The 23,749-nt window shown below is 67.9% G+C and carries 21 protein-coding genes and 1 pseudogene; 15 read left to right on the top strand and 7 right to left on the bottom strand.

Features of this window, described 5'->3' with window-relative positions; genetic code table 11:
• Positions 1 to 188: 188 nt before the first annotated feature.
• The gene (locus tag FCU40_RS01660; RefSeq protein WP_168072457.1) at positions 189 to 398 is read left to right on the top strand and encodes a hypothetical protein; all 210 of its coding nucleotides are present in this window, start codon (positions 189 to 191) and stop codon (positions 396 to 398) included.
• Positions 399 to 416: 18 nt separating this feature from the next.
• Here FCU40_RS01660 and FCU40_RS01655 read toward each other — a convergent pair whose 3' ends face one another.
• On the bottom strand, positions 417 to 1,055 hold the full coding sequence (locus FCU40_RS01655) for a helix-turn-helix transcriptional regulator (protein ID WP_168072455.1): 639 nt from the start codon (positions 1,053 to 1,055) through the stop codon (positions 417 to 419).
• A gap of 195 nt (positions 1,056 to 1,250) precedes the next feature.
• Here FCU40_RS01655 and FCU40_RS01650 point away from each other — a divergent pair, with 195 nt between their 5' ends.
• From FCU40_RS01650 to FCU40_RS01620, 7 genes are all read left to right on the top strand, one after another.
• A complete protein-coding gene (locus tag FCU40_RS01650) occupies positions 1,251 to 1,730 on the top strand; it encodes a MerR family DNA-binding transcriptional regulator (protein ID WP_004617085.1) in 480 nt (159 codons plus the stop codon).
• A gap of 90 nt (positions 1,731 to 1,820) precedes the next feature.
• Positions 1,821 to 3,614, top strand: coding sequence for an acyl-CoA dehydrogenase C-terminal domain-containing protein (locus FCU40_RS01645; protein ID WP_168072453.1), 1,794 nt, complete (start codon positions 1,821 to 1,823; stop codon positions 3,612 to 3,614).
• Positions 3,615 to 3,616: 2 nt separating this feature from the next.
• Positions 3,617 to 4,780, top strand: a complete 1,164-nt coding sequence (locus FCU40_RS01640) for an acyl-CoA dehydrogenase family protein (RefSeq protein ID WP_004617090.1) — start codon at positions 3,617 to 3,619, stop codon at positions 4,778 to 4,780.
• Positions 4,777 to 5,160 carry a hypothetical protein gene (locus FCU40_RS01635; protein WP_168072451.1) on the top strand — a complete coding sequence of 128 codons (384 nt, stop codon included), beginning with the start codon at positions 4,777 to 4,779 and terminating at the stop codon, positions 5,158 to 5,160. The genes FCU40_RS01640 and FCU40_RS01635 overlap by 4 nt, the downstream gene beginning before the upstream one ends.
• Before the next feature lie 73 nt (positions 5,161 to 5,233).
• Positions 5,234 to 6,439 (top strand): acetyl-CoA C-acetyltransferase, encoded by a 1,206-nt coding sequence (locus FCU40_RS01630; protein ID WP_004617093.1) that lies wholly within the window; start codon positions 5,234 to 5,236, stop codon positions 6,437 to 6,439.
• 18 nt (positions 6,440 to 6,457) lie between these two features.
• Positions 6,458 to 8,656 carry a 3-hydroxyacyl-CoA dehydrogenase NAD-binding domain-containing protein gene (locus tag FCU40_RS01625; protein ID WP_168072449.1) on the top strand — a complete coding sequence of 733 codons (2,199 nt, stop codon included), beginning with the start codon at positions 6,458 to 6,460 and terminating at the stop codon, positions 8,654 to 8,656.
• A gap of 130 nt (positions 8,657 to 8,786) precedes the next feature.
• Positions 8,787 to 9,413: a hypothetical protein gene (locus FCU40_RS01620; protein WP_168072447.1), complete on the top strand. Its 627-nt coding sequence runs from the start codon at positions 8,787 to 8,789 to the stop codon at positions 9,411 to 9,413.
• A gap of 32 nt (positions 9,414 to 9,445) precedes the next feature.
• Here FCU40_RS01620 and FCU40_RS01615 read toward each other — a convergent pair whose 3' ends face one another.
• Positions 9,446 to 9,919, bottom strand: coding sequence for an Lrp/AsnC family transcriptional regulator (locus FCU40_RS01615; protein ID WP_004617097.1), 474 nt, complete (start codon positions 9,917 to 9,919; stop codon positions 9,446 to 9,448).
• Positions 9,920 to 10,039: 120 nt separating this feature from the next.
• Here FCU40_RS01615 and ald point away from each other — a divergent pair, with 120 nt between their 5' ends.
• Complete coding sequence (gene ald / locus FCU40_RS01610; protein WP_168072445.1) at positions 10,040 to 11,152, top strand: alanine dehydrogenase; 1,113 nt, start codon at positions 10,040 to 10,042, stop codon at positions 11,150 to 11,152.
• An 87-nt stretch (positions 11,153 to 11,239) separates the two neighbouring features.
• Here the strand turns inward: ald and FCU40_RS01605 are convergent, their stop codons facing one another.
• Together FCU40_RS01605 and FCU40_RS01600 are read right to left on the bottom strand one after the other, a co-directional pair.
• A complete protein-coding gene (locus FCU40_RS01605) occupies positions 11,240 to 11,944 on the bottom strand; it encodes an NTP transferase domain-containing protein (RefSeq protein WP_168072443.1) in 705 nt (234 codons plus the stop codon).
• A 163-nt stretch (positions 11,945 to 12,107) separates the two neighbouring features.
• Positions 12,108 to 12,986, bottom strand: coding sequence for a bifunctional regulator KidO (locus tag FCU40_RS01600; protein ID WP_168072442.1), 879 nt, complete (start codon positions 12,984 to 12,986; stop codon positions 12,108 to 12,110).
• Here FCU40_RS01600 and FCU40_RS01595 point away from each other — a divergent pair.
• Positions 12,979 to 14,036, top strand: a pseudogene (locus FCU40_RS01595) (XdhC family protein). The gene FCU40_RS01600 and the pseudogene FCU40_RS01595 sit on opposite strands and share 8 nt — an antisense overlap.
• A gap of 27 nt (positions 14,037 to 14,063) precedes the next feature.
• Here FCU40_RS01595 and FCU40_RS01590 read toward each other — a convergent pair.
• Positions 14,064 to 14,819: a creatininase family protein gene (locus FCU40_RS01590; RefSeq protein WP_168072438.1), complete on the bottom strand. Its 756-nt coding sequence runs from the start codon at positions 14,817 to 14,819 to the stop codon at positions 14,064 to 14,066.
• A 137-nt stretch (positions 14,820 to 14,956) separates the two neighbouring features.
• Between FCU40_RS01590 and FCU40_RS01585 the strand changes: the two genes are divergently transcribed.
• From FCU40_RS01585 to FCU40_RS01565, 5 genes are all read left to right on the top strand, one after another.
• On the top strand, positions 14,957 to 15,901 hold the full coding sequence (locus FCU40_RS01585) for a GAF domain-containing protein (RefSeq protein ID WP_168072436.1): 945 nt from the start codon (positions 14,957 to 14,959) through the stop codon (positions 15,899 to 15,901).
• Between the two features lie 121 nt (positions 15,902 to 16,022).
• The gene (gene adh, locus FCU40_RS01580; protein WP_168072434.1) at positions 16,023 to 17,543 is read left to right on the top strand and encodes an aldehyde dehydrogenase; all 1,521 of its coding nucleotides are present in this window, start codon (positions 16,023 to 16,025) and stop codon (positions 17,541 to 17,543) included.
• Positions 17,544 to 17,668: 125 nt separating this feature from the next.
• A complete protein-coding gene (gene acs, locus FCU40_RS01575; RefSeq protein ID WP_004617112.1) occupies positions 17,669 to 19,597 on the top strand; it encodes an acetate--CoA ligase in 1,929 nt (642 codons plus the stop codon).
• Between the two features lie 33 nt (positions 19,598 to 19,630).
• The gene (locus FCU40_RS01570) at positions 19,631 to 20,188 is read left to right on the top strand and encodes an SRPBCC family protein (RefSeq protein ID WP_168072432.1); all 558 of its coding nucleotides are present in this window, start codon (positions 19,631 to 19,633) and stop codon (positions 20,186 to 20,188) included.
• On the top strand, positions 20,185 to 20,589 hold the full coding sequence (locus FCU40_RS01565) for a thiol-disulfide oxidoreductase DCC family protein (protein WP_168072431.1): 405 nt from the start codon (positions 20,185 to 20,187) through the stop codon (positions 20,587 to 20,589). Before FCU40_RS01570 ends, FCU40_RS01565 begins: the two co-directional genes overlap by 4 nt.
• Here FCU40_RS01565 and FCU40_RS01560 read toward each other — a convergent pair.
• Positions 20,586 to 23,102, bottom strand: a complete 2,517-nt coding sequence (locus FCU40_RS01560) for an HWE histidine kinase domain-containing protein (RefSeq protein ID WP_241693527.1) — start codon at positions 23,100 to 23,102, stop codon at positions 20,586 to 20,588. The two genes, FCU40_RS01565 and FCU40_RS01560, sit on opposite strands and share 4 nt — an antisense overlap.
• Positions 23,089 to 23,679 carry a biliverdin-producing heme oxygenase gene (locus FCU40_RS01555; RefSeq protein WP_168072429.1) on the bottom strand — a complete coding sequence of 197 codons (591 nt, stop codon included), beginning with the start codon at positions 23,677 to 23,679 and terminating at the stop codon, positions 23,089 to 23,091. The genes FCU40_RS01560 and FCU40_RS01555 overlap by 14 nt, the downstream gene beginning before the upstream one ends.
• Between the last annotated feature and the right edge of the window lie 70 nt (positions 23,680 to 23,749).

Genomic DNA, 23,749 nt, shown 5'->3' with positions numbered 1-23,749 from the left:
CTGCCGCCGCGGAGGGGGCCCCGACATACGCGGTCGAGCGAAGACGCGCACACGGCGAATCCATCCGCCCCGCGACATCATGTCCTTGAAAATGAACGGAACCTGAAAACGCGATTAAGGGTTTATGCGCCCTTCGGAGTCTAGGCTTTGACGATCAGACATCGGAAGAGTCACCAAGGTTAAGTCCCATGGCTTCGTTCACCCTCCGCCCCACCGACCGTCAGGAGTTCGACTCGCTGCTCGGCGGCATCGTCCAACAATTCCCCGAGGCCCAGGTCGAGGCCGCCCACAACGACACCTGGGCGTCCTACCGCGTGGACGTGTCCTGCGCCGACCCGGCGGCCGGTCCGCTGATCGCCTGGCTGCTGGACACCCACGCCGGCTGCCCGCGCACCTGAGCCTCTTCGGCGTCGGCCTTACTGGCTGACCCAGACGATCCGCGCGATCCAGGCGACCTCGTCCCGCGACAGCAGGCGGTCGCCGCTTCGTCCTAGGCCCACGAGCTCGATCGCGCGGGCCGTGACCCGGCCCAGCTCGCGCACCAGGACCTCGCCCGCGTGGGTCCGCGCCGCCACCCGGTCGCCCCGACGCGGCTCGACGGTCGGCGAGACCAGCAGGCGGTCGCCGTCACGGTAGACGGGCGCCAGGCTGTCCCCCGTCACCTCCAGCGCGAACAGCCCCTGCCCCAAATCCGGCGCGGGGATCTCGTCCCAGCCCGAGCCAACCGGCCTGCCGGCCTCGTCGAACAGACCCTCGCGCCCGGCCTCGGACAGGCCGATCAGCGGCGCGCCCTTGGGACGACCGGCGGGCGGCGCGTGTTCGGTGAGCGCCGCGAATTCCGAGAAATTCACCCCCGTCGCTTCCAGCAGCTTGGCCAGGCTCTCGGTCGACGGCCACCGCGCGTGGCCGCCGCCCTCGGGTGAACCACGCTTGGAGCGGTTGAAGCTGGTGGGATCCAGGCCCGCCATCCGAGCCATCGCCGAAGGCGTCATGTCGAAGCGCGCGGCCAAGGCGTCGATCGCGCGCCAGATTTCGCCGTGAGACAGGGTCGCCATCGGCGTCCTCCTCCTGCAGTCGGCCTTCACCCAGAAAATAGGCCGCGCGGCCTAGGAAAGTAAACCTATCACCGACCCACAAGTTGACGTTTACGTAAGCGTTGACGATCACCCGAGATCGGGTTTACGGTGATCGTCGATAACTAAGCGGCCCGGCCGCGGTAGCCAGGCCCTCTTTTCGGGAGGTTTTAACCCATGGCCGACCTGCGACGCCCCGAGCGGACCTTCACGATCCGCCAGCTCTGCAACGAATTCAAGGCGACCCCGCGCGCGCTGCGCTTCTACGAAGACAAGGGTCTGCTGAACCCGGCCCGCGAGGGCCTCAACCGGGTCTATTCCCACAAGGACCGCGTGCGCCTGCAACTGATCCTGCGCGGCAAGCGCGTGGGTCTGTCGCTGACCGAGATCCGCGAACTGCTGGACCTCTATGACGAGAACGACGAGGGCGCGGCCCAGATGGCCCGCTCGCTGAAGAAGTTCCGCGAGCGCGCCAACGCGCTGGAACAACAGCGTGACGACATCGACAACGCGCTGGTCGAGCTGCGCGAGGCCTGCAACCGCCTCGAAAAGCGGCTCGCGGAAATCCGTCCCGACCTGCTGCCGCGCGCGGCCGACTACGAGCAGGTGCTGCGCGCCCGCCTGGATGGTCACAGCGAAGCGATGCTCGGCAAGTAAGACACATCGCGACGCCGGCTTCGGACAAGACAGCGCCCAGGCCGGCGTCGCCTAACCTTTCCTCCTCCCGATCCTAGCCAGGACCGTTTCATGACCTACCAGCCGCCCGTTCGCGATCACGCCTTCATCCTGCGCGACGTGCTCAATATCGATCAGCATGGCGACCTGCCCGGCTTCTCCGACGCCCCGTTCGACGTGGTCGAGCAGATCCTGGACGCGGCGGCTCAATTCACCGGCGAGGTCCTGGCGCCGCTGAACGTCGTGGGCGACAAGAACGGCTGCAAGCTGGATCCGGCGACCAACACCGTCACCACCCCGCCGGGCTTCAAGGACGCCTACAAGCAGCTGTGCGAAGGCGGCTGGACGGGCCTTGGTTCCGACCCCGCCTATGGCGGCCAGGGCCTGCCCTATGTGGTCAACCTGGCGTTCAGCGAGATGTCGAGCTCGGCCAACATGGCCTTCTCGATGTATCCGGGCCTGGCCCACGGCGCCTATTCGGCCATCCACTTCGGCGGCACCGACGAGCAGAAGCAGACCTACCTGCCCAAGATGGTCACCGGCGAATGGACCGGCACCATGAACCTGACCGAGCCGCACTGCGGCACGGACCTGGGCTTGCTGCGCACGAAGGCGGTTCCGCAGGCCGACGGCAGCTACAAGATCACGGGCCAGAAGATCTGGATCTCGGCCGGCGAGCACGACATGTCGGACAACATCGTCCACCTGGTGCTGGCCCGCATCGAGGGCGCTCCGGCCGGCGTGAAGGGGATCTCTCTGTTCATCGTGCCGAAGTTCTTCCCCAAGGAAGACGGCTCGGTCGGCGAGCGCAACCAGGGCGTCAAGTGCGTTGGCCTGGAAGAGAAGATGGGCATCCACGGCAACGCCACCTGCGTCATGCAGTATGACGACGCCGTCGGCTATCTGATCGGCGAGGAGAACGCCGGCCTGAAGATCATGTTCGTCATGATGAACGAGGCTCGCCTCGGCGTCGGGATGCAGGGGGTCGCCCAGGGCGAGGCCGCCTACCAAGCCGCCGTCGCCTTCGCCAAGGACCGCCTGCAAGGCCGCTCGCTCACGGGCCCCAAGAACGCCGACGGTCCGGCAGACCCGATCATCGTTCACCCGGACGTCCGCCGGATGCTGCTGGAAAGCAAGGCCCTGATCGAGGGCGGCCGAGCCTTCCTGTTCTGGACCGCACTGCACGGCGACCTCTCGCACCTGCATCCGGACGAGAAGGTCCGCGAGAAGGCCAGCGACTACATGGGCCTGATGACGCCGGTGCTTAAGGGTTATCTGACCGACAAGGGCTTCCAGGTCTGCTCAAACGCGGTGCAGGTGCACGGCGGCAGCGGCTTCACCGAGCACTTCCCGGTCAGCCAGTTCATGCGCGACTGCCGCATCGCCCTGATCTACGAAGGCACCAACGGCGTGCAGGCCCTGGACCTTGTCGGCCGCAAGCTGGCGGCCAAGGGCGGCCGCGCGGTCATGACCTTCTTCCAGGAAATCGACCAGTTCATCGGCGAGAACGACAGCGACGCGGCCCTGAAGCCGTTCATCGAGGCGTTGTCCGGCGTGAAGGCCCAGCTGCAGGACGGCACCATGTGGCTGATGCAGAACGGCCTGCAGAACCCCGACAACGCCGGCGCGGCGTCGACCGACTACATGCACCTCTTCGGCCTGACCGGCCTGGCGTACATGTGGGCTCTGATGGCCAAGGCCGCCAACGCCAAGATCGCCGCCGGCTCGTCCGATCCCTTCTACACGACCAAGCTGACGACCGGTCGCTATTTCATCGAACGCATCTTGCCTGACGCAGCGTCGCATCTGTCCAAGCTGAAGACCGGTTCAGCGACCCTGATGGCGCTGCCAGCGGAGGCCTTCTAATCATGAGCGTGCTCAACGTCGAAAAACCCGCCTTCATGGCCGAGGAAGACATCGCGATCTTCGAGGACGCGGTGGGCAAGTTCTTCGATGAGCACGCGCCCGAGGCGACGGTCGCGAAATGGCGCAAGAACCACTGCGTCGATCGCGACATGTGGACCAAGGCGGGGGAGGCCGGACTGCTGGGCCTCTCCACGCCCGAGCAATATGGCGGCGCCGGCGGCGACTACCGGCACGAGGTCGTGCTGATGGAGCAGCTGGGCCTGAAGGGCGTCGACGGCTTCGGCGCCAGCCTGCACAACGCCATCGTCATGCCGTACATCTTCCACTACGGCACCGAGGAACAGAAGCAGCGCTGGCTGCCGCGCATGGCGACCGGCGAGCTGGTCGGCGCCATCGCCATGACCGAACCGGGCGCCGGCTCCGACCTCCAGGGGATCAAGACCACCGCCAAGAAGGTCGGCAATCAGTACGTCATCAACGGCTCCAAGACCTTCATCACCAACGGCCAGACCGCCAACCTGATCTGCGTGGTGGTCAAGACCGACCCGACCGCCGGCGCGCGCGGCACCTCGCTGATCTTCGTGGAGACGGACGGAGCGGAAGGCTTCGAGCGCGGCCGCAACCTCGACAAGCTGGGTCAGGAAGCGCAGGACACCTCGGAGCTGTTCTTCAACGACGTCAAGGTTCCGACCGAGAACCTGCTGGGCGTCGACGAGGGGCAGGGCTTCTTCCAGCTGATGGGCCAGCTGCCGCAAGAGCGGCTGAACATCGCCGTCCAGGGCATGGCGACGATCGAGCGGGCGCTGGAGCTGACCATCGCCTACGTCAAGGACCGCAAGGCGTTCGGCAAGGCGGTCATCGACTTCCAGAACACCCAGTTCGTCCTGGCCGAATGCAAGACCGAGGCGACCGTGGCCCGCGTGTTCGTCAACCACTGCATCGGCCAGCATCTGGAGGGCAAGCTGGACGCGGCCACCGCCTCGATGGCCAAGTACTGGGTCAGCGACCTGGAGAACAAGATTGTCGACCGCTGCCTGCAACTGTTCGGCGGCTACGGCTTCATGAACGAGTATCCGATCGCGCGCATGTACAAGGACAGCCGCATCCAGCGCATCTACGGCGGCACCAACGAGATCATGAAACTGCTGATCGCGAGGACGCTGTGATCGTACTGCCCCTCATCGGCTTGCTGGCGGGTCCGGCGGCGGCGTCGGCTGCCCAGGCCGACGCCCGCGCCGCCGTGGTCTGCGTGCGCGCCGCGCCCGGTCCGCGACCGCTCAACTTCTCCGGCGAGCTGGTCGGAAAGCGCCCGCAGCCCGGCGCCTTCAAGCTGCCGCTGACCCCGCCGGGCAAGGATATCTGCAACACCTTGCTGCGCTCCAAGGTCGCCGAGTGGAAGCTGGAGGTGACGACCTCGGGCTTCACCGCCTGCGAGCTGCCGCCGCCCGAGTTCGGATCGCGCCTCTATTACCGCGCCAAGGCCGCCGCCAGCGGCCTGAAGTGCGAGCCCATCGGCAAGTATCCGATTGGAAACTGGAAACCCTAGCGTCGCGCGGGGGACCGCCCCCCGGGCGCGCTGTCAACGATACGAACACCGCTTCGCAGGAAGGAGCCATTCCATGGCTGACGCTTACATCTTCGACGCCGTGCGCACCCCGCGCGGCAAGGGCAAGAAGGACGGGTCTCTGCACGAGACCACCGCCCTGTCCCTGGCCACCCAGGTCCTGGAAGCCCTTCGCGACCGCAATGGCCTCGACACCAGCAAGGTCGACGACGTGGTTCTGGGCTGCGTCTCGCCGGTGGGCGAGCAGGGCAGCGACGTGGCCCGCACCGCCGTGCTGACCGCCGACTACGCCGAGAGCGTCGCCGGCGTGCAGATCAACCGCTTCTGCGCCTCGGGCCTGGAAGCCGTGAACATGGCCGCGGCCAAGGTCGCTTCGGGCGAAGCCCAGCTGGCGATCGGTGGCGGCGTCGAGAGCATGAGCCGCGTGCCGATGGGCAGCGACGGCGGCGCCTGGCCGACCGATCCGTCCTCGGCCTTCAAGACCTATTTCGCCCCGCAGGGCGTGTCGGCCGACCTGATCGCCACCCTGTATGGCTTCAGCCGCGATGACGTCGACGCCTACGCCGTCGAGAGCCAGAAGCGCGCCGCCGCCTCGTGGGCCGACGGCCGCTTCAAGAAGTCGGTCATCCCGGTGAAGGACCAGTTGGGCCTGACCCTGCTGGACCACGACGAGACCGTGCGCGGCTCGACGACCATGCAGACCCTGGCCGCGCTGAACCCGTCGTTCACCGGCATGGGCGAAATGGCCTTCGACGCGGTCGTGCAGCAACGCTACCCGCAGGTCGAGAAGGTCAACCACGTCCATCACGCCGGCAACAGCTCGGGCATCGTCGACGGGGCCGCCGGCGTGCTGATCGGCTCCAAGGAGATGGGCGAGGCGCTGGGCCTCAAGGCGCGCGCGCGCATCAAGGGCGCGGCCTCGATCGGTTCGGAGCCCTCGATCATGCTGACCGGCCCGGCCCTGGTCACCGAAAAGCTGCTCAAGAAGCTGGGCATGGAGGTCAAGGACATCGACCTCTACGAACTGAACGAAGCCTTCGCCTCGGTCGTGCTGCGCATGATGCAGGCGCTGGATATCCCGCACGACAAGATGAACGTGAACGGCGGCGCCATCGCCATGGGCCACCCGCTGGGCGCCACCGGCGCGATGATCCTGGGCACGGTCCTCGACGAGCTGGAGCGCTCGGACAAGGAAACCGCCCTGATCACCCTGTGCGTCGGCGCCGGCATGGGCACCGCCACCGTCATCGAACGCGTCTAAGGCCGAGGAGCTAACACCATGGAAAACTTCAAGATCGAGGTCGATTCCGACGGCGTGGCCCTCGTCACCTTCGACGTGCCCGGCCGCTCGATGAACACCCTGACCGCTTCGGTCATCAAGGAAATCGGCGAGGTGGTCGAGACCATCAAGTCGGACGCGGCCATCAAGGGCGCGGTCATCACCTCGGGCAAGACGATCGGCTTCTGCGCCGGCGCGGACCTGGGCGAGCTGGGCGGCGGCGGTCTGGCGGGCGGTTCGGCGGGCGGCGAAGCGGCTCTGAAGGCGGCGTTCGACGCCGGCTTCGCGCTGAACAAGGCCTTCCGCGCGCTGGAAACCTGCGGCAAGCCGGTCGCGGCCGCCATCAACGGCCTGGCCATGGGCGGCGGTCTCGAGATCTGCCTGGCCTGCCACTATCGCGTGGTCGCCGACAATCCGAAGATCCAGCTGGCCCTGCCGGAAGCCAAGGTCGGCCTGCTGCCCGGCGCCGGCGGCACCCAGCGCCTGCCGCGCCTGATGGGCGTGATGGCGGCCGCGCCGTACCTGCTGGAAGGCAAGTCGATGAAGCCGGCCGAGGCCCTGGCCAACAAGGTCGTGCACGAGGTCGTCCCGGCCGACCAGGTCGTGGAAGCCGCCAAGACCTGGGTCAAGACCAAGGGCGATCCCGTCGCGCCGTGGGACAAGAAGGACTTCAAGCTGCCCGGCGGCGGCCCCTACACCCCGACCGGCAGCCAGGTCTTCGTGATGGGCAACGCCATGCTGCGCAAGCAGACCTATGGCAACTATCCGGCCCAGTTGAACATCCTGAAGGCCGTTTATGAAGGCACTCAGGTGCCGTTCGACGCGGCCATCCGCATCGAGACCCGCTACTTCATCAAGACGATGATGACGCCCCAGGCCAAGGGCATGATCCGCACGCTGTTCCTCAGCTTGCAGGAACTGGGCAAGGGTTCGGGCCGGCCGGCCAACGTCCCGCCGTCGGAAGCCAAGAAGGTCGCGGTGCTGGGCGCCGGCATGATGGGCGCGGGCATCGCCTATGTCCAAGCCATGGCCGGTATCGAGACCGTGCTGATCGACCAATCGCAGGAAGCCGCCGAAAAGGGCAAGGCCTACGCCGAGTCCCTGCTGAAGAAGGCGGTCTCGCGCGGGAAGATGACCCAGGACAAGGCCGACGCGGTCCTGGCCCTGATCACCCCGACCACCGACTATGATCACGTCAAGGGCAGCGACCTCGTCATCGAGGCGGTGTTCGAGAACCGCGAGATCAAGGCCGAAGTGACCAAGAAGGCCGAGGCCCAGCTGGCCGAGACCGCCATCTTCGGCTCCAACACCTCGACCCTGCCGATCACCGGCCTGGCCAAGGCTTCGGTGCGACCCAAGAACTTCATCGGCATCCACTTCTTCTCGCCAGTCGACAAGATGGGCCTGGTCGAGATCATCATGGGCGAAGAGACCAGCCAGGAAGCCCTGGCCAAGTCGATCGACTACGTCCTGAAGATCAAGAAGACCCCGATCGTCGTGAACGACTCTCGTGGCTTCTACACCTCGCGCTGCTTCGGCACCTTCGTGCAGGAAGGCCTGGAAATGCTGGCCGACGGCATCGCCCCGGCCATCATCGACAACGTCGGCCGCGCCACGGGCATGCCGCGCGGTCCGCTGGAGATGAACGACGACGTCGCCCTGGACCTTGGCTACAAGGTCACCCAGCAGACCAAGAAGGACCTTGGCGACAAGTTCGAGGATCGTCCGTTCGCCCCGATCATCGAGAAGATGGTGGTCGAGCTGCAGCGCTTCGGCCGCAAGAACGGCAAGGGCTTCTACGACTATCCGGAGAATGGCCCCAAGACCCTGTGGAAGGGTCTGTCGGACCTCGCCCCGGTGAAGATCGCCGACGCCGATCCGGCGCTGATCCAGGAGATCCGCACCCGGCTGCTGTATCGCCAGGCCGTCGAAGCCGCCCGCTGCTTCGAGGAAGGCGTCATCACGGACCCGCGCGAGGCCGATGTCGGCGCGATCCTGGGCTGGGGCTTCGCGCCCTGGACCGGCGGTCCGATCAGCCTGATCGACAGTGTCGGCGCCAAGGCCTTCGTCGAGACCTGCGACGGCCTCGCCCAGAAGTACGGCAAGCGGTTCGCCCCGCCAGCCCTGCTGCGCGAGATGGCCGAGAAGGGCGAGACCTTCTACGGCCGCTTCGGAGGCAAGGCCAAGGCCGCCGCCTAAACAGGTCCATGAAATCGACAGGAAAGGCCCGGCGGCGACGCCGGGCCTTTTTCTTGTCCGCCATGGCCCCGCTTGCGCCGCACGGGCCGCGTACCGACCTTTGACGCGAGCGCGGGGCGCTGGAGGTTCGATGAGCGTGGCGATCGCCGGAACGACGAGGCGGCGGCCCACCCGGCGGGACTTGGCGATCCTGGCCCTCGCGGCCTTGGCCCATGTCGGCGTTCTGACCGCGCTGGTGCTGGACGCCCGCTGGACTCCCGAGATGATCGAGCCGCCGATCATCCAGGCCGAACTGATCCGGCCCGAGATCGCCCAAGCGCCCTCCAGGACCAGCCCCGAGCAAAAAGGACCACTTCGGCGGACGGATCGCCCGTCGCCGTCGCCCATCCCGGCGGTCCCGTCCGGTTCGGCCGCTCCCCCCGCGCCGACCGGGGTCGTCGCTCCGCCCGGCTTCACCGCCCGCAAGCTGTCCGAGGAAAGCGATCAGGCCCGGGAAAGCCTGCGTCGTGGCCTTGGATGCCGGCACGAGAAAGTCGTCGGGTTCAATCGCGACCAGAAAAACGCCTGCGCCGAAGCCGACGGCCAGCGTTCGCGGACCGCGCCGATGTACGCGGCCGTCGATCCCGACAAGAAGGCCGCCTTCGACGGCGACTGCGCCAAGGATGACGACTGGTGCCTCTATCGGGTCGGCAAGGGGCCCTATCCAGGCCTCTTCGCCCTGGGCAAAAAGAAGAAGCGCAAGGGCTGGGACGATTAGAACGGGTCAGGTTTCCGTCCGAAGGCGCGGGCTTAAAGCGGCAACTCGGCGCGCTTGACCACCGTGCGCATGGCGATGCTGGACGACACCCGCACGACGCCCGGAATGCGGGTCAGTTCCTGGGCGTGGACGCGCTCCAGGTCGTCGACGTCCCGCACCACCAGCCGCAGCAGGTAGTCCGACCCGCCGGTCATCAGATAGCACTCGGCCACCTCGCGGACCGTGGCGATGGCCTTCTCGAACGCGCTGAGCGCCGCCTCGGCCTGGGACGACAGGGTGACCGTCACGAAGACGCTGAGCGGCAGGCCCACGGCCCGTTCGTCGATCACGGCCGCGTAGCGGCCGATGACGCCCGCCTCCTCCAGAGCCCTCACCCGCCGCAGGCACGCGGACTCGGAAAGATTCACCGCCTCGCCCATTTCAACATAGCTGGCGCGACCGCGTCGCTGCAGCAGGCGGAGAAGCTTCCGATCGAAGCTGTCGAGGTCGACGGACGCTTTCTTCACTAGAACGGGCCTTTTTCGCGGGATTCCTGCATAACACGGTTTGTGTCGCACGAAAAACCCAAGGAACCTGCGAGGTTGGAGGCGTAAACCGGGTTCAAAGCGCTTTTGGAGGAAAGCATCATGCGCGTTGGCGTCCCTTCCGAGATCAAGCCGGGCGAGCACCGGGTCGGCCTGACTCCCACGGCCGTTCGTGAATATGTCGGCCACGGCCACACCGTCCTCGTCCAATCGGGCGCGGGCCTGGGCGCCGGCTATGCCGACGACGTCTATGTCAAGGCGGGCGCGACCATCGCCCCCGACGCCGCCGCGGTCTTCGCCGGCTCGGACATGATCGTGAAGGTCAAAGAACCGCAGAAGGTCGAGTGGGAAAAGCTCGAACCTCGCCACATCCTGTTCACCTACCTCCACCTGGCGCCCGATCCGGCCCAGACCGAAGGCCTGCTGAAGAGCGGCGCGGCCGCCATCGCCTACGAGACCGTCACCGACGCCAAGGGCGGCCTGCCGCTGCTGGCCCCGATGTCGGAAGTGGCCGGCCGGATCGCCGTCTTCTCGGCGGCCGAGACGCTGCTGAAGCACAATGGCGGCATGGGCCTCTTGCTCTGCGGCGTGCCCGGCGTGCCGCCGGCCCGCGTCGCCGTGCTGGGCGGCGGGGTGGTCGGCTCGAACGCCGCCCGCATGGCCGCCGGTCTCGGCGCCGAGGTCGTGGTTCTGGAGCGCTCGATCCCCCGGATGCGCGAACTGGACGACCTCTATCAAGGCCGCATCCTGACCCGCTATTCGACCTTCGCCGCCGTCGAGGAAGAGATCCTCAAGGCCGACGTCGTGATCGGCGCGGTGCTGACCGCCGGCGCCGCCGCCCCCAAGCTGGTGCGCCGCGAGCACCTGAAGCAGATGAAGCCCGGCTCGGTGCTGGTCGACGTCTCGATCGACCAGGGCGGCTGCTTCGAGACCAGCAAGCCGACCACCCACGCCGAGCCGACCTATACGGTCGACGGCGTCGTCCACTACTGCGTGGCCAACATGCCGGGCGCCGCGCCGCGCACCTCGTCGGAAGCCCTCGGCAACGCCACCCTGCCGTTCGGCCTGGCCCTGGCCGACAAGGGTCTGGACGCGCTGAAGACCAATGTCCACCTGGCGCGCGGCCTCAACGTCCTGGCCGGCGAACTGACCCACCCGGCCGTGGCCGAGGCCCTGGGCAAAACCTCGATCGACCCCTACGGCGCCTGGAAGTAGAACTTCGGGCCCAGCCAGACAAAAGAAGGGCGCCGCGCGGGTCTCGCGCAGCGCCCTTTTAGGTTTTGGGAGAGATCGAACGAAAATTCAGGCCGCGAAGCGGGCGATGTCCTGGCGGCTCTCGACCAAGTCCAGGACGTCGCCCATGCGGAAATCCGGGTCGACCGGATGCAAGGCGTCGTAGACCGACCGGGCGAAGGCCAGGTCGGCGGCGGTCTTGACCCGCCAGTCGAGCCGCGACCAGTCCCGAGGCGCCATCAGGTGCGCCTGGCTCCAGCGCTGGGGCCGCTCGCGGATCGCGGCCGTCGGCGAGATGCGGGCCATCGGGTCGCGGGCCTCGGCGGCGGCCTCGCGCAGGGCGCCGACCTTGATCACCTCGACATCGAGACCGGCAGGGAAGCTGCGTTGGACCCGGTTGGAGGTGTAGTCGGCGCCGCTGGCCAGGGCCATCCGGACGGCGTCGTCGATCACGCCGGGGTCCATGAAGGGCGCGTCCCCCTTCAGGCGCACCACATGGCTGACCGCGCTGATCGCCTCGGCGCAGCGCGCGATGCGGGCCAGAATGTCGGCGCCCGCGCCGCGATGGACGGTGTGGCCGCGCGAGACCAGAAAGCCGGCCAGGGCGTCGTCGACCCGGTCGGCGCTGGTGGCGACAATGATCTTGGACAGGGTTCGCGCGCCGCGCAGGCGCTCCAGCTGGCGCACGATCATCGGTTCGCCCCGCAGCGTGGCCATCGACTTGCCCGGCAAGCGGGTCGACCCCATGCGGGCCTGCAGGACGGCGAGGATCATGACGCGTCTCCCTAGTTTGGGAACAGCCTAGGCGAACTTCTTGAAACTCAAGTGAATCAAAAGCTTACAGGAGATGAATCGACTTGCGCCGCCGGCGGGGCAGGCGCGCGGACGCGCGGACGCGCTGGCGACGCACACTGTCGCGTTCGATTCTAGCGGTTGGTCAGGCGACCCAACGTCGCGGGTCGAGCGCGACGGGATCGTCGATCGCCATCTCGTCCCAGTCCAGGTCCGGCGGCGGGCTGGACGCGGCGGCGACCACGGCCGACAGTTCGGCGGCCGAGTTGACGCCGACGATCACGGCCGAGCCCTCGGGTCGCGACAGGGCGAAGCCCAGGGCGGCCTGCAGCGGGTCCGAACGGCCCTCGGCGATCATCCGGCGCACCCGCGAAAGACGTCCCGAAGCGCCCTTCAACTGGGCAGGGACGCGATCGGGCGGCAGGAAGAGCAGGCCGTTCAGGAAGATCGAGCGCAGGTGCACCTCGACGCCCATGCCGGCGATGCGTTGCAGCGAGCCGTCGGCCAGCAGACGCTGGTCGAGCAGGCTGGCCGGGGCCTGAAGAATGTCGGGCTTGAAGCGCCGGGCGACGCCGATGGGATCGTCGGTGGCGTGGGCGGAGACGCCGATCTTGGCGAACAGGCCCTGGTCCTTCAGCCGATGCAGCCGGTCCCAGAGCGCCGGACCATGGGGACCGCAGAGCTCCGCCGGCGAGTGGACGATGATGGCGTCGGCGCGTTCGACGCCCAGGCGGCGCAAGGTCGCGCGGGCCTCAGTCTCGACGAAGTCGGCGCCGCGATCGGCGCGGGCGGCGGCCAGGCAAACGCGGAACGGCGTCGGACGCGGAATCAGGTCGCCCACCAGCGTCTCGGCGCGGGCGAACAGGCCGGAGGCGTCGAGCACCGACAGGCGCGCGCGGGCGGCGATGTTCAGGATGTCGCGCGCCTCGGCTTCGGGCGAGCGACCGCGCGGCGCCGACGAACTTCCGCCGTCGAGGCCGAACTGGGCCGCGGCCAGACCGAGTTTTGAGACCGAAATGGACATCGCCATCCGTGCGCGAACACAACAACAGATCGCGACGTTACGCGCCAAGGTTTGAACATCCGGTTTCTGGAAACTTGCCGAGGCGTTAATGTCGCCCCGATGACTTCAAACCGCACCGACGGCGCCTGGCCGATGCATGGAATGGCCGACGACGCCCGTCCCGCCTTGGCGGAGGCCCTTTCGCGCGGCCCCGCCGCCTTGGCCACCATCGTCGCCTTGGGCGACGGCGGGCCTCGCCCGGTCGGGACCCAGATGGTCTTCGGCGACGAAATTGTTTCCGGCTTCTTGTCCGGCGGCTGCATCGAGGCCGATGTCGAGCGCCATGCCCGAGCCTGTCTGGCCGACGGCCAGCCCCGCCGCCTCGTCTATGGCGAGGGCAGTCCGTGGCCCGATATTCGCCTGCTGTGCGGCGCGCGGATCGAGATCCTGGTTGAGAGGATCGCGCCCGACGACCCGGCCGTCCGAGTCCTGCTGGACCTGGCCACGTGCCGGGCGCCCGCCTTCTGGGTGACGGATGGCGCGCGCCGGCTGTGCGCCGAGACGCCGCAAGTCGTCTGGCCCGGCGCGTTCGAGCGCGCCTACGATCCCGCCCCCCGGCTGATCGTGCTGGGCGGCGATCCGACGGCGCTGGCGGTGGCGAGCCTTGGCGCGCAATCGGGTTTCGAGACGGTGCTGGTCCGCCCCAAGGGACCGGTCGATCCGCCGCCGCTGCCTGGCGTCGCCTATCGACGCGAAGACGCGGCGACGGCGCTGGCAGCGATCGGGCTCGACGCCTGGACCGCCGTCGCCGTCTGCGGACATGACCTGGAGCTGGACCACGCGGCCCTGATGACGGCCCTGCCCTCGCCCGCGCCCTATGTCGGGTTGCTGGGCGCGCGACGGCGGCTGCCCGAGCGGCTGGCGCGGCTGAAAGCGGCGGGGCTGACGGACCGCCACCTGGCCAAGCTCCGCGCCCCGATCGGCCTGGACCTGGGCGGCAAGGCCCCGTTCGAGGTGGCGGTCTCGGTCATCGGCGAGATCATGGCCGCCCGGCACACGGCAAAACCCTAGCGGGCGGCATGTTTGGAGCTGGAAGTGTTAGGCAGGCGCCGTCTCCGCTGAGAAGGCGGCCAGGTCCTCGAGCAGGGACTTGACCGCGAGATCAACCAGCTCGCCGCCCTTCTCGGGCGTCGCCTGCGCGGGGTCGGAGCCCATACGGCCGTCGGCGTAGCGGGCGCGGAAATCCAGGGCTTCGCGGATCGGGCCGGTCGGGGCGATCTGGGGCGAATAGGCCGCCGTCTTGATCCTCTCGGGATAGGCCCACTGGGTCACGGCGATCTCCGACGGCGTGGCGTGGCTGCCATGACCGGTCGGAAACTGGCGGTTGGCCAGAGCGTTGACGCCGGCCAGGTCCCACCAGTTCTTCAACTTCAGGGCGAACGGCGCGCGCTGCTGGCGGAAGCTGTAGTCGGCGTAGATCTCCGAAAACGCGGCCTCGATCGAGGCAACATTGCCGCCGTGGCCGTTCAGGAAATAGATGCGCGTGAAGCCGTGGGCGCTCAGCGACCGCACCCAGTCGCCGATCGCGGCGATGAAGGTCGAGGGGCGCAGGAAGATCGTGCCCGGAAAGGCCAGGTGATGCTGGGCCATGCCGATATTGAAGGTCGGCGCGACCAGGATCTTGTCCGCCGCCCGCTTGCTGGCCTCGTGGGCGATGATCTCCGGGCAAAGCCAGTCGGTGCCCAGCAGGCCGGTCGGGCCGTGCTGCTCGTTCGAACCGATCGGGACCACCACGCTGGTGCTGGTCTTCAGGCGCTCTTCGATCTCGGGCCAGGCGGACAGGGCCAACAGCATGGGACGCTCCTTGGAAAGTCCGGACCCTTTACGCCCAAACCCAAAGCGAGCCGACCCCAAAATGTCACACTTGCGTCCGACGCCGTCGCGGCGTCATGTTGCGGCATAAGCCGGTTCGCCGGTCGAGGAGGAAAGCAATGGCCGATCCTGGCCATGCCGAGAAGGTCCTGTCGGTGCTGCGCGACGGCGCGGCCACGCCGCTGGCCGCCTCGTGGCGTCGCAGCCTGACCCAGCACCACCTTGACCCGGAAAACCGCAAGCCGCCCGAAATTCTCTCCGAGGCCGAGTTGCGCGCGGCCCAGGACCAGATGGGATCACTGCTGGCCGCGGCCCAGGACAATCTCGACGCCCTTTTCCAGGCGGTCGGCGACGGGGGCTGCTGCGTGCTGCTGACCAATGCCGAGGGCGTTCCGGTCGATCGCCGAGGCGTAGCCGCCGACGATCCGGTGTTTCGCCGCTGGGGCCTTTGGAATGGCGCCATGTGGAGCGAAGCGCGCGAGGGCACCAACGGCATTGGCACCTGCATCGCCGAGCAGCGCGTGCTGACCATCCATCGCGACCAACATTTCCACACGCGCAATATCGGCCTGTCCTGCACGGTCGCGCCGCTGTTCGACGCCGCGGGCCGGCTGGCCGGGGCGCTGGACGTCTCCTCCTGCCGCCCGGGCCTCGAGGGACTCACGGGCCTGATCGAGCGGGCGGTCACCGACGCCGCCCGCCGCATCGAGGCGCGCGCCTTTCGCGAAGCCTTCCCGAAGGCGCGGATCGTGCTCCTGCCCGACGCGAGCGCCGACCGGGCCTCGACGCCGATGCTGGCGGTGGACGGCGACGACCTGGTCATCGGCGCCAGCCGCGCGGCGCGCATCGCCCTGAAGCTGACCGACGAGACCCTGCGCAAGGGTCTTCCGTCGCCCGACCGCACCGCCGACCTCAACGAAGCCGAGCGCGCCGCCGTCCGCCGAGCCCTGACACAGACCGGCGGCAACGTGTCGGCCGCGGCGGCGGTCCTGGGCCTGTCCCGCGCCACGCTGAATCGCAAGCTCAAACGCCTGGACCTGGCGCGCGGGCGGGAATTCCACTGAACCTGTCTCGAATGTGAGACAGTTCGGAGAGGCGCGGGCTTCGACCCCGGCGCCGACCTTCGACCGACGACGCCAAACTCGCTTCCAACAGACGCCGATCATTGGCGCCCGGAGGAAGCCCATGACCAAGCCCGAATTCATCGAGTCCCTGTCGCGTCCGCCGTTCAAGGCCCGCTACGACAACTTCATCGGCGGCCAGTGGGTCGCGCCGACCGATGGCCGCTATTTCGACAACAGCTCGCCGATCCACGGCCGAAAGATCTGCGAGATCGCACGGTCGCAGGACGTCGACATCGAGCGCGCCCTGGACGCCGCCCACGCCGCCAAGGCCGCCTGGGCCAAGACCAGCGCCACCGACCGCTCGCGCATCCTGCTGCGCATCGCCGACCGCATGGAAGAGAATCTCGAGGTCCTGGCCACCGCCGAGACCTGGGACAACGGCAAGCCCATTCGCGAGACCATGGCCGCCGACATCCCGCTGGCCATCGACCACTTCCGCTACTTCGCCGGCTGCCTGCGCTCGCAGGAAGGCTCGATCTCGGAGATCGACCACGACACCATCGCCTATCACTTCCACGAGCCGCTGGGCGTGGTCGGCCAGATCATTCCGTGGAACTTCCCGCTGCTGATGGCTTGCTGGAAGCTTGCGCCGGCCCTGGCGGCCGGCAACTGCGTGGTGCTGAAGCCCGCCGAACAGACCCCGGCCTCGATCATGGTCTGGGCGGAGCTGATCGGCGATCTGCTGCCGGCCGGGGTGCTGAACATCGTCAACGGCTTCGGGGTCGAGGCCGGCAAGCCGCTGGCGTCCAGCCCGCGCATCGCCAAGATCGCCTTCACCGGCGAGACCTCGACCGGCCGGCTGATCATGCAGTACGCCAGCCAGAACCTGATCCCGGTGACCCTGGAACTGGGCGGCAAATCGCCGAACATCTTCTTCGAAGACGTGGCGCGCGAGGACGACGACTATCTGGACAAGGCGCTGGAGGGCTTCACGATGTTCGCCCTGAACCAGGGCGAGGTCTGCACCTGCCCTAGCCGGGCGCTGGTCCAGGAGTCGATCTACCAGAAATTCATGGAAAGGGCGCTCAAGCGCGTCCAGGCCGTGGTTCAGGGCAGCCCGCTGGATCCCGCCACCATGATCGGCGCACAGGCCTCCGAGGAGCAGCTGAATAAGATCCTCAGCTATATGGACATCGGCCGTAATGAAGGCGCCAAGCTGCTGACTGGCGGCAAGCGCACGATCCTGCCGGGCCAACTGGCCGACGGCTACTATGTCGAGCCGACCGTGTTCGAGGGCCACAATAAGATGCGGATCTTCCAGGAGGAGATCTTCGGCCCGGTCCTGGCCGTCACGACCTTCAAGACCGAGGAAGAAGCCCTGGCGATCGCCAACGACACCGCCTTCGGCCTCGGCGCCGGCGTATGGAGCCGCGACGCCAACCGCTGCTACCGCTTCGGGCGGGGAATCGAGGCCGGCCGCGTGTGGACCAACTGCTATCACGCCTATCCCGCCCACGCGGCCTTCGGCGGGTACAAGCAGTCGGGCGTGGGCCGCGAGACCCACAAGATGATGCTGGACCACTATCAGCAGACCAAGAACATGCTGGTCAGCTACAGCGCCAAGGCCCTCGGCTTCTTCTGATCCCGCGCGAAACCCGACGCCGGCCGTTCGACGCGAGAAACCTTATTGGTCTTCTTGCGTCGGGCGGTTGGCTTCGCCTAATTCCGCGCCAATAATAAAAGGGAGTAGCGCAGGTGAGCGACGGTATGCTGTTTCCGGTTCCTAAGGCCTGGGCGGAGCGCGCCCATGTGAACGCCGAGGCCCTGGCGGCCGCGCGCCGTCGCGCCGACGAAGATCCGCATGGCTATTGGAAGGATCTGGCCGGGCGTCTGGACTGGATCACCCCGCCCACCAAGATCAAGGACGTCTCTCTCCGGACCGAGGATTTCCGCATCCGCTGGTACGAGGACGGGGTCCTCAACGTCTCGGCCAACTGCATCGACCGCCACCTGCGCCACCGCGCCAACGATGTGGCGTTGATCTGGGAAGGCGACGACCCGGCCGCCTCGCGCAAGATCACCTATGCCGAGCTGCACGAGCAGGTCTGCCGGATGGCCAACGTGTTCAAGGCCCAAGGCGTGACCAAGGGCGACCGGGTGACGATCTATCTGCCGATGATCCCCGAGGCCGCCTACGCCATGCTGGCCTGCGCGCGGATCGGGGCCGTCCATTCGGTGGTGTTCGCCGGCTTCTCCCCCGACAGCCTGTCAGGCCGCATCAACGACTGCGACTCCAAGCTGGTCATCACCGCCGACGAGGGCGTGCGCGGCGGCAAGCGGATTCCTTTGAAAGCCAATGTGGACGCCGCCCTGGCCCATTGTCCGGGCGTTGAAAAGGTGCTGGTCGTCACCCGCACGGGCGCTCATGTGCCCCTGACCGCCGGCCGCGACATCATCTACGAACACGCCGCCGCCAAGGCCTCGATCCATTGCGCGCCCGAGCCGATGAACGCCGAGGACCCGCTGTTCATCCTCTACACGTCGGGCTCGACGGGCAAACCCAAGGGCGTGCTGCACACGACCGGCGGCTATCTGGTCTGGGCCAGCTGGACCCATGAAGCGGTGTTCGACTACCGGCCCGGCGAGGTCTACTGGTGCACGGCCGACATCGGCTGGGTCACCGGCCACACCTACATCGTCTATGGCCCGCTCGCGAACGGCGCGACCAGCGTGATGTTCGAGGGCGTGCCGAACTATCCCTGCAACAGCCGGTTCTGGCAGGTGATCGACAAGCACAAGGTCGAGATCTTCTACACCGCCCCGACGGCCCTGCGCGCTTTGATGCGCGAAGGCGAGGCGCCGGTCGAGCGGACCTCGCGCGCCTCGCTGCGCCTGCTGGGCAGCGTGGGCGAGCCGATCAATCCCGAGGCCTGGCTCTGGTATCACCGCGTGGTCGGCGAGAGCCGCTGCCCCATCGTCGACACCTGGTGGCAGACCGAGACGGGTGGAACACTGATGACCCCGCTGCCCGGCGCCGACGCGCTGAAGCCCGGTTCGGCCTGCGGTCCGATGCCGGGCGTCAAGCCCGAGCTGGTCGACGCCGAGGGGGTCGTGCTGGAAGGCGCGACCGAGGGCAACCTCGTCCTGACCGATAGCTGGCCGGGCCAGATGCGCACGGTCTATGGCGACCATCAGCGGTTCATCGAGACCTATTTCACGACCTACCCCGGCAAGTACTTCACCGGCGACGGCTGCCGGCGGGACGCCGACGGCTACTACTGGATCACCGGCCGCGTCGACGACGTGCTCAACGTCTCCGGCCACCGCCTGGGCACGGCCGAGGTCGAGAGCGCCCTGGTCGCGCACCCCCGGGTCGCCGAGGCCGCGGTCGTCGGCTATCCGCACCCGATCAAGGGCCAGGGCATCTATTGCTACGTCACCCTCAACGCGGGCGTCGAGGCGTCGGAAAGCCTGCGCAAGGAGCTGATCGATTGGGTCCGCCGCGAGATCGGACCGATCGCCACGCCGGACGTCATCCAGTGGGCGCCGGGCCTGCCCAAGACCCGCTCGGGCAAGATCATGCGCCGCATCCTGCGCAAGATCGCCGAAAACGAGCTGGAGAACCTGGGCGACACCTCGACCCTGGCCGATCCGTCGGTGGTCGACGACCTGGTGAAAAACCGCGCGGGCGCCTGACGAAAGCCACACCGGCGCGTTAGCCTCCAGGTAATGCGCCGGTTGGTCTCCCTTCTCGTCCTGCTCGTCCTCGCCCAACCCGCGGAGGCGGCCACCGAATTCGCGGTGAAGGACGACGGCGTCGCGGTCGAGGCCCATGCCGACGACCAGGGCCGTGGCGTGGTCCACGCCAGCATCGATATCGCCGCCCCGCCGGCGGTCGTGTTCCGCATCATCCTCGACTGCGATCGGGCCGCCCGGATGAGTCCGGGCGTCAAACACTGCCGCGTCGTCTCGCGCGCGCCGGACGGGACCGAGATCCGCGAGCACGCGGTCAAGTGGACCTTCTTCATGCCCACCCTACGCTCGACCTCGCGCGTGACGCTGGAGCCCGACCGGCGGGTCGGATTCACCTGCATCGGCGGCGACATCCGCGCTTGCGAGGGAAGCTGGACGCTGGAGCCCCTGGACGGCGGCGCGCGCACCCGGGTCACCTACGATCTGTGGGCCACCGCCCCCTTCGCGGTTCCCGCCCGCCTGATCAGCGGCATGATGCGCCGCGACGTCCCCGCCTCGCTGAAGGCCCTGCGGCGCGAGTGTGAGGCCGGATGAGCCCCGACGGCCTTATGCTGTTCGATGGCGTCTGCCACCTGTGCGACGGCGCGGTGCGGACCGTGCTGCGGCTGGACCGCGCGGGCGTCATCCGCTTCACGCCGATCGAGTCACCCTACGGCCGGCAGCTCGCCTTGACCCACGGCCTGGACCCCGACGCGCCCGAGAGCTTCCTGTTCTTCGATCGCGGCCGCCCGCTGACCAAGACCGCCGCCGTCGCCGCGCTGTTGCGCAGACTGCCCGCGCCGTGGCGTTGGCTGGCCGTCGTCGACCGCCTGCCGCGCGGTCCCGCCGACGCCGCCTATGACTGGATCGCGGCCAACCGCTATCGGCTTCTGGGGAAGAGGGATCGCTGCCGGATCCCGACGGACGAGCAGCGAGCGCGGTTCATCCTCGACTAGAACAGCCCGGCCAAGGCCTCGGCGCTGTAGGGTTTCTGCAGCACGGGCGCGTCCTTGAAGCGGTCGGGAAACGCCGCGCTGTCGCCAAAGCCCGTGCCGAAGGCGAACGGCACGCCGGCGTCTTGCAGGGCCTTCGCGATCGGGAAGCTGGTCTCGTGGCCCAGATTGACGTCCAGGATGGCGAAGGGCGGCATGTCCTCGGCCAGGGCGTCCAGGGCCTGGGCCACGCTGGAGGCCAGGGTGATGGACTTGACCCCCAGCCGAGTCAGCATGTCTTCGAGATCCAGCGCGATGATCATGTTGTCCTCGACCACCAGCATCCGATCGGGCGCTCGCACCGGCGTCTCGGCGCGCCGCGCCGGCTTCACGGTCGCGACCACGCCCTCGCTGGTGACATAGCGGCCCGGGATGCGGATTCGGGCCTGGAAGCCCTCGGGCCGGTAGTCGAGGCTGACCTCGCCATTCAAGTCATGGGGGATCGAGTGCTCGATGATGGTCGAGCCGAAGCCCCTCCGGGTCGGCGGTTTGACGGGCGGGCCGTCCCGCTCGCGCCAATCGATGATCAGGTCGCCCTTGGCGTCGCGGGTCCAGTCGATTCCGACCTGGCCGCGCTGGTCGCAAAGGGCGCCGTACTTCGCCGAGTTGGTCATCAGTTCGTGGATGACCAGCGACAAGATCGAAAACGCGTCCGGCGCCAGGGCGATCGGCGCGCCGGTCAGCGTTACGCGCTCGGCCTTGTTCGACAGATAGGCCTCGGCCTCGGCGGTGATCAGATCGCTGAGCGCCCCCGGCCCCCATTGATGACGGGTGATCTGATCATGGGCGCGGGCCAGGGCCTGGACCCGCCCGCCGACCACCTCGGCGAACTCCTCGACGCTAGCGACGCCGGAGCGGGTCTGGCTGATCAGACCACGGATCAAACCCAGGATGTTGCGCACCCGGTGGTTCAGTTCGGCGATCAGCAGTTCCTGACGCTGGTTGGCGCGCTGGCGCTCCTCGTCGGCCAGATCGGTCAGCCGGAAGACGATCTCCAGAAGGCTGGCGCGCATACTCTCGGCCAGAGATCTCTCGACCACGGTCCACGGCCGGCTCTGGCCGCGCGTGGTCTCTTCCCACGCCTCGAAGCTCTTGCGCGGCGTCAGGCGGTCGCCAAGCGGTCCGACCTGAACCAGCTTGGCCGGCTTGCCCGCCCAAACCACCGTTTGAGCCTCTTCCTTGCGAAAGAAGATCATGTAGTCGCGGGGCGCGCGCGACAGGGGCACGGCCATCATGCCGGCGGCCTTCGCGGCCCAGGCCGCCGCCGAGGGCATCAGAGCGCTGATCTCGCTGGTCGCGAAGACCGCGTGGGTGTCCTTCTCCCTCAGCAGACGGATCAGGCTATGGACGTCGCTGGCGTCGGGGGTGGAATCGCGCAGGGTCAGCCGCCCCTCCAGCCACAGGGCCAGACCGTCGCAGTGCACCAGGCGGCACAGATCGTCGAGATAGGGACTAAGGCTGTCGGCGCCCTGGTTGGCCTTGACCACCGCGTTCATCATGCGGTCGTGCAGATTGCGGGCCTCGGCCAGGCGCCGGGTCTCGACCTCGCGTTCGCGGCTTTCCAGGGTCAGGGAAAACAGCTGGCCGAACAGTTCGGCGGCCGTGCGGCGCTCATAGCTGATGTGCTTGGGCGCGTAGTGGTGGCAGGCGAACAGACCCCACAGCTTGCCGTCGCGCAGGATCGAGATCGACAGCGAAGCCGCCACCCCCATGTAGCGCAGATACTCGATGTGGATCGGCGAGACGGCGCGCAACATGCTCATGGACAGGTCAACCGGTTCGCCCGAGACGCTGACCTCGGGGACGATCGGCGAGACCTCGGCGTCGACATCGGCGATGATGCGCAGCCAGTTGCGTTCGTAGAGAGCGCGGGCCTGGACCGGAATGTCCGACGCCGGATAGCGCTGCCCGAGGAAGGAGCCGATGCCGGGCCGAACCGACTCGGCGATCACCTCTCCGGCCCCGTCGTGGCCGAAGCGATAGATCATCACCCGGTCGAACTCGGTCAGGGCCCGGACCTGACGGGCGGCCTCGTGGCAGAAGCCCTCGAAGTCGGGCCGCGCGACGATGCGCGCGGTCATGGAACGCACGGCCGAGGCGGCCTCGATCAGGGCGTCGGCAAAGCTGGGCTCGCCCTCGATGATCAGCAGGCGACCGGAATAGTGCAGGGCAAGATCGAAGTCCTCGCCGCCGTCGGTCAGCGGCACCCCGAACATCCGCTCGACCGCGTCGGCGCCGCGCAACACCTGCAAGCGCCCCCGGATCGCGTGGATGGCGTGGCCGCTCATGACCTGGCTCAACGGCTTGTCCAGCACGTCGGCAGGCGCCAAGCCCAGATAGCGCAGGGTCGAGGTCGAGGCGTGAACGATCACCCAGTCGGAATTGACGGCCAGCAGGAAGCCGAACGGCTGCACCGATCCGAGAATATGGATCGGTTCGCGATCGCAGTTCGTCAGGTCGACCTCAAACCCGGTCATGGACGACGGCTCGGACATTCAGGCCCTGGGGCGAGGGGACAATCTCGAACGCATCCGAGAAACGGTTAAAGCCATATCGCGCGCCGGCCTGGATGGCGTCTGTCCGCGACCCGACTTTGGGTATGCTCTCCAGCCATGTAAGGAAATCGCGCCAGAGCGGCCGACCCTGGCCGTGGGTCAGGTAGGCCAGCGGGGGATCATCCATGGCGCCGCGCGCCTGCCGCGCCAGGACGCGAGCGCCCAGACGCGAACCTTCCAGGGTGTAGAGCAGCCCGGCGCCGAAGTCCGGCGAGGGCACGAAGGCCGGCTCGAAGGCGGGGACCTCCACGCCGAGAACGGCGAGATCGGCCGCCAGGGCGTCCCGCCGCGCGCGAACCGGCCAGTCCGGCAGCCAAGTCTGGACGCCGGCCCGCTCCAGAGCCAGCTCCAGCGGCGTCAGGGCGATCGCGGAGGCGAGCAGGAAAGCGGCGTAGCCGGCGGGCGTTTCAATCCGCCAGTCCGCGACCCTGGCGTCGAGGATCGCGTGATCTTGCGCGGTGGCCTCGCGCAGTCGGTCTCTCAGAGACGATTCGGACACTTTCCCCCCGGGCGTATCGGACCCTGCGGGGATGCTGGGGCGAGACAACTGTTCCTAATGCGGATGGCGC

The sequence above is a fragment of the Caulobacter sp. SSI4214 genome, assembly GCF_012184455.1.
Classification (GTDB): Bacteria; Pseudomonadota; Alphaproteobacteria; order Caulobacterales; family Caulobacteraceae; genus Caulobacter; species Caulobacter vibrioides_E.
Note: the sequence above shows the minus strand (reverse complement) of the source record. Positions and strands in the feature narration are given on the sequence as shown.

What these genes read in the sequence shown, in the direction of transcription:
- FCU40_RS01660 (WP_168072457.1), top strand. Translation starts at nt 189, where the DNA reads ATGGCTTCGTTCACCCTCCGCCCCACCGACCGTCAGGAGTTCGACTCG.
- FCU40_RS01655 (WP_168072455.1), bottom strand. Translation starts at nt 1,055, where the DNA reads ATGGCGACCCTGTCTCACGGCGAAATCTGGCGCGCGATCGACGCCTTG.
- FCU40_RS01650 (WP_004617085.1), top strand. Translation starts at nt 1,251, where the DNA reads ATGGCCGACCTGCGACGCCCCGAGCGGACCTTCACGATCCGCCAGCTC.
- FCU40_RS01645 (WP_168072453.1), top strand. Translation starts at nt 1,821, where the DNA reads ATGACCTACCAGCCGCCCGTTCGCGATCACGCCTTCATCCTGCGCGAC.
- FCU40_RS01640 (WP_004617090.1), top strand. Translation starts at nt 3,617, where the DNA reads ATGAGCGTGCTCAACGTCGAAAAACCCGCCTTCATGGCCGAGGAAGAC.
- FCU40_RS01630 (WP_004617093.1), top strand. Translation starts at nt 5,234, where the DNA reads ATGGCTGACGCTTACATCTTCGACGCCGTGCGCACCCCGCGCGGCAAG.
- FCU40_RS01625 (WP_168072449.1), top strand. Translation starts at nt 6,458, where the DNA reads ATGGAAAACTTCAAGATCGAGGTCGATTCCGACGGCGTGGCCCTCGTC.
- FCU40_RS01620 (WP_168072447.1), top strand. Translation starts at nt 8,787, where the DNA reads ATGAGCGTGGCGATCGCCGGAACGACGAGGCGGCGGCCCACCCGGCGG.
- ald (WP_168072445.1), top strand. Translation starts at nt 10,040, where the DNA reads ATGCGCGTTGGCGTCCCTTCCGAGATCAAGCCGGGCGAGCACCGGGTC.
- FCU40_RS01605 (WP_168072443.1), bottom strand. Translation starts at nt 11,944, where the DNA reads ATGATCCTCGCCGTCCTGCAGGCCCGCATGGGGTCGACCCGCTTGCCG.
- FCU40_RS01600 (WP_168072442.1), bottom strand. Translation starts at nt 12,986, where the DNA reads ATGTCCATTTCGGTCTCAAAACTCGGTCTGGCCGCGGCCCAGTTCGGC.
- FCU40_RS01590 (WP_168072438.1), bottom strand. Translation starts at nt 14,819, where the DNA reads ATGCTGTTGGCCCTGTCCGCCTGGCCCGAGATCGAAGAGCGCCTGAAG.
- FCU40_RS01585 (WP_168072436.1), top strand. Translation starts at nt 14,957, where the DNA reads ATGGCCGATCCTGGCCATGCCGAGAAGGTCCTGTCGGTGCTGCGCGAC.
- adh (WP_168072434.1), top strand. Translation starts at nt 16,023, where the DNA reads ATGACCAAGCCCGAATTCATCGAGTCCCTGTCGCGTCCGCCGTTCAAG.
- acs (WP_004617112.1), top strand. Translation starts at nt 17,669, where the DNA reads ATGCTGTTTCCGGTTCCTAAGGCCTGGGCGGAGCGCGCCCATGTGAAC.
- FCU40_RS01570 (WP_168072432.1), top strand. Translation starts at nt 19,631, where the DNA reads ATGCGCCGGTTGGTCTCCCTTCTCGTCCTGCTCGTCCTCGCCCAACCC.
- FCU40_RS01565 (WP_168072431.1), top strand. Translation starts at nt 20,185, where the DNA reads ATGAGCCCCGACGGCCTTATGCTGTTCGATGGCGTCTGCCACCTGTGC.
- FCU40_RS01560 (WP_241693527.1), bottom strand. Translation starts at nt 23,102, where the DNA reads ATGACCGGGTTTGAGGTCGACCTGACGAACTGCGATCGCGAACCGATC.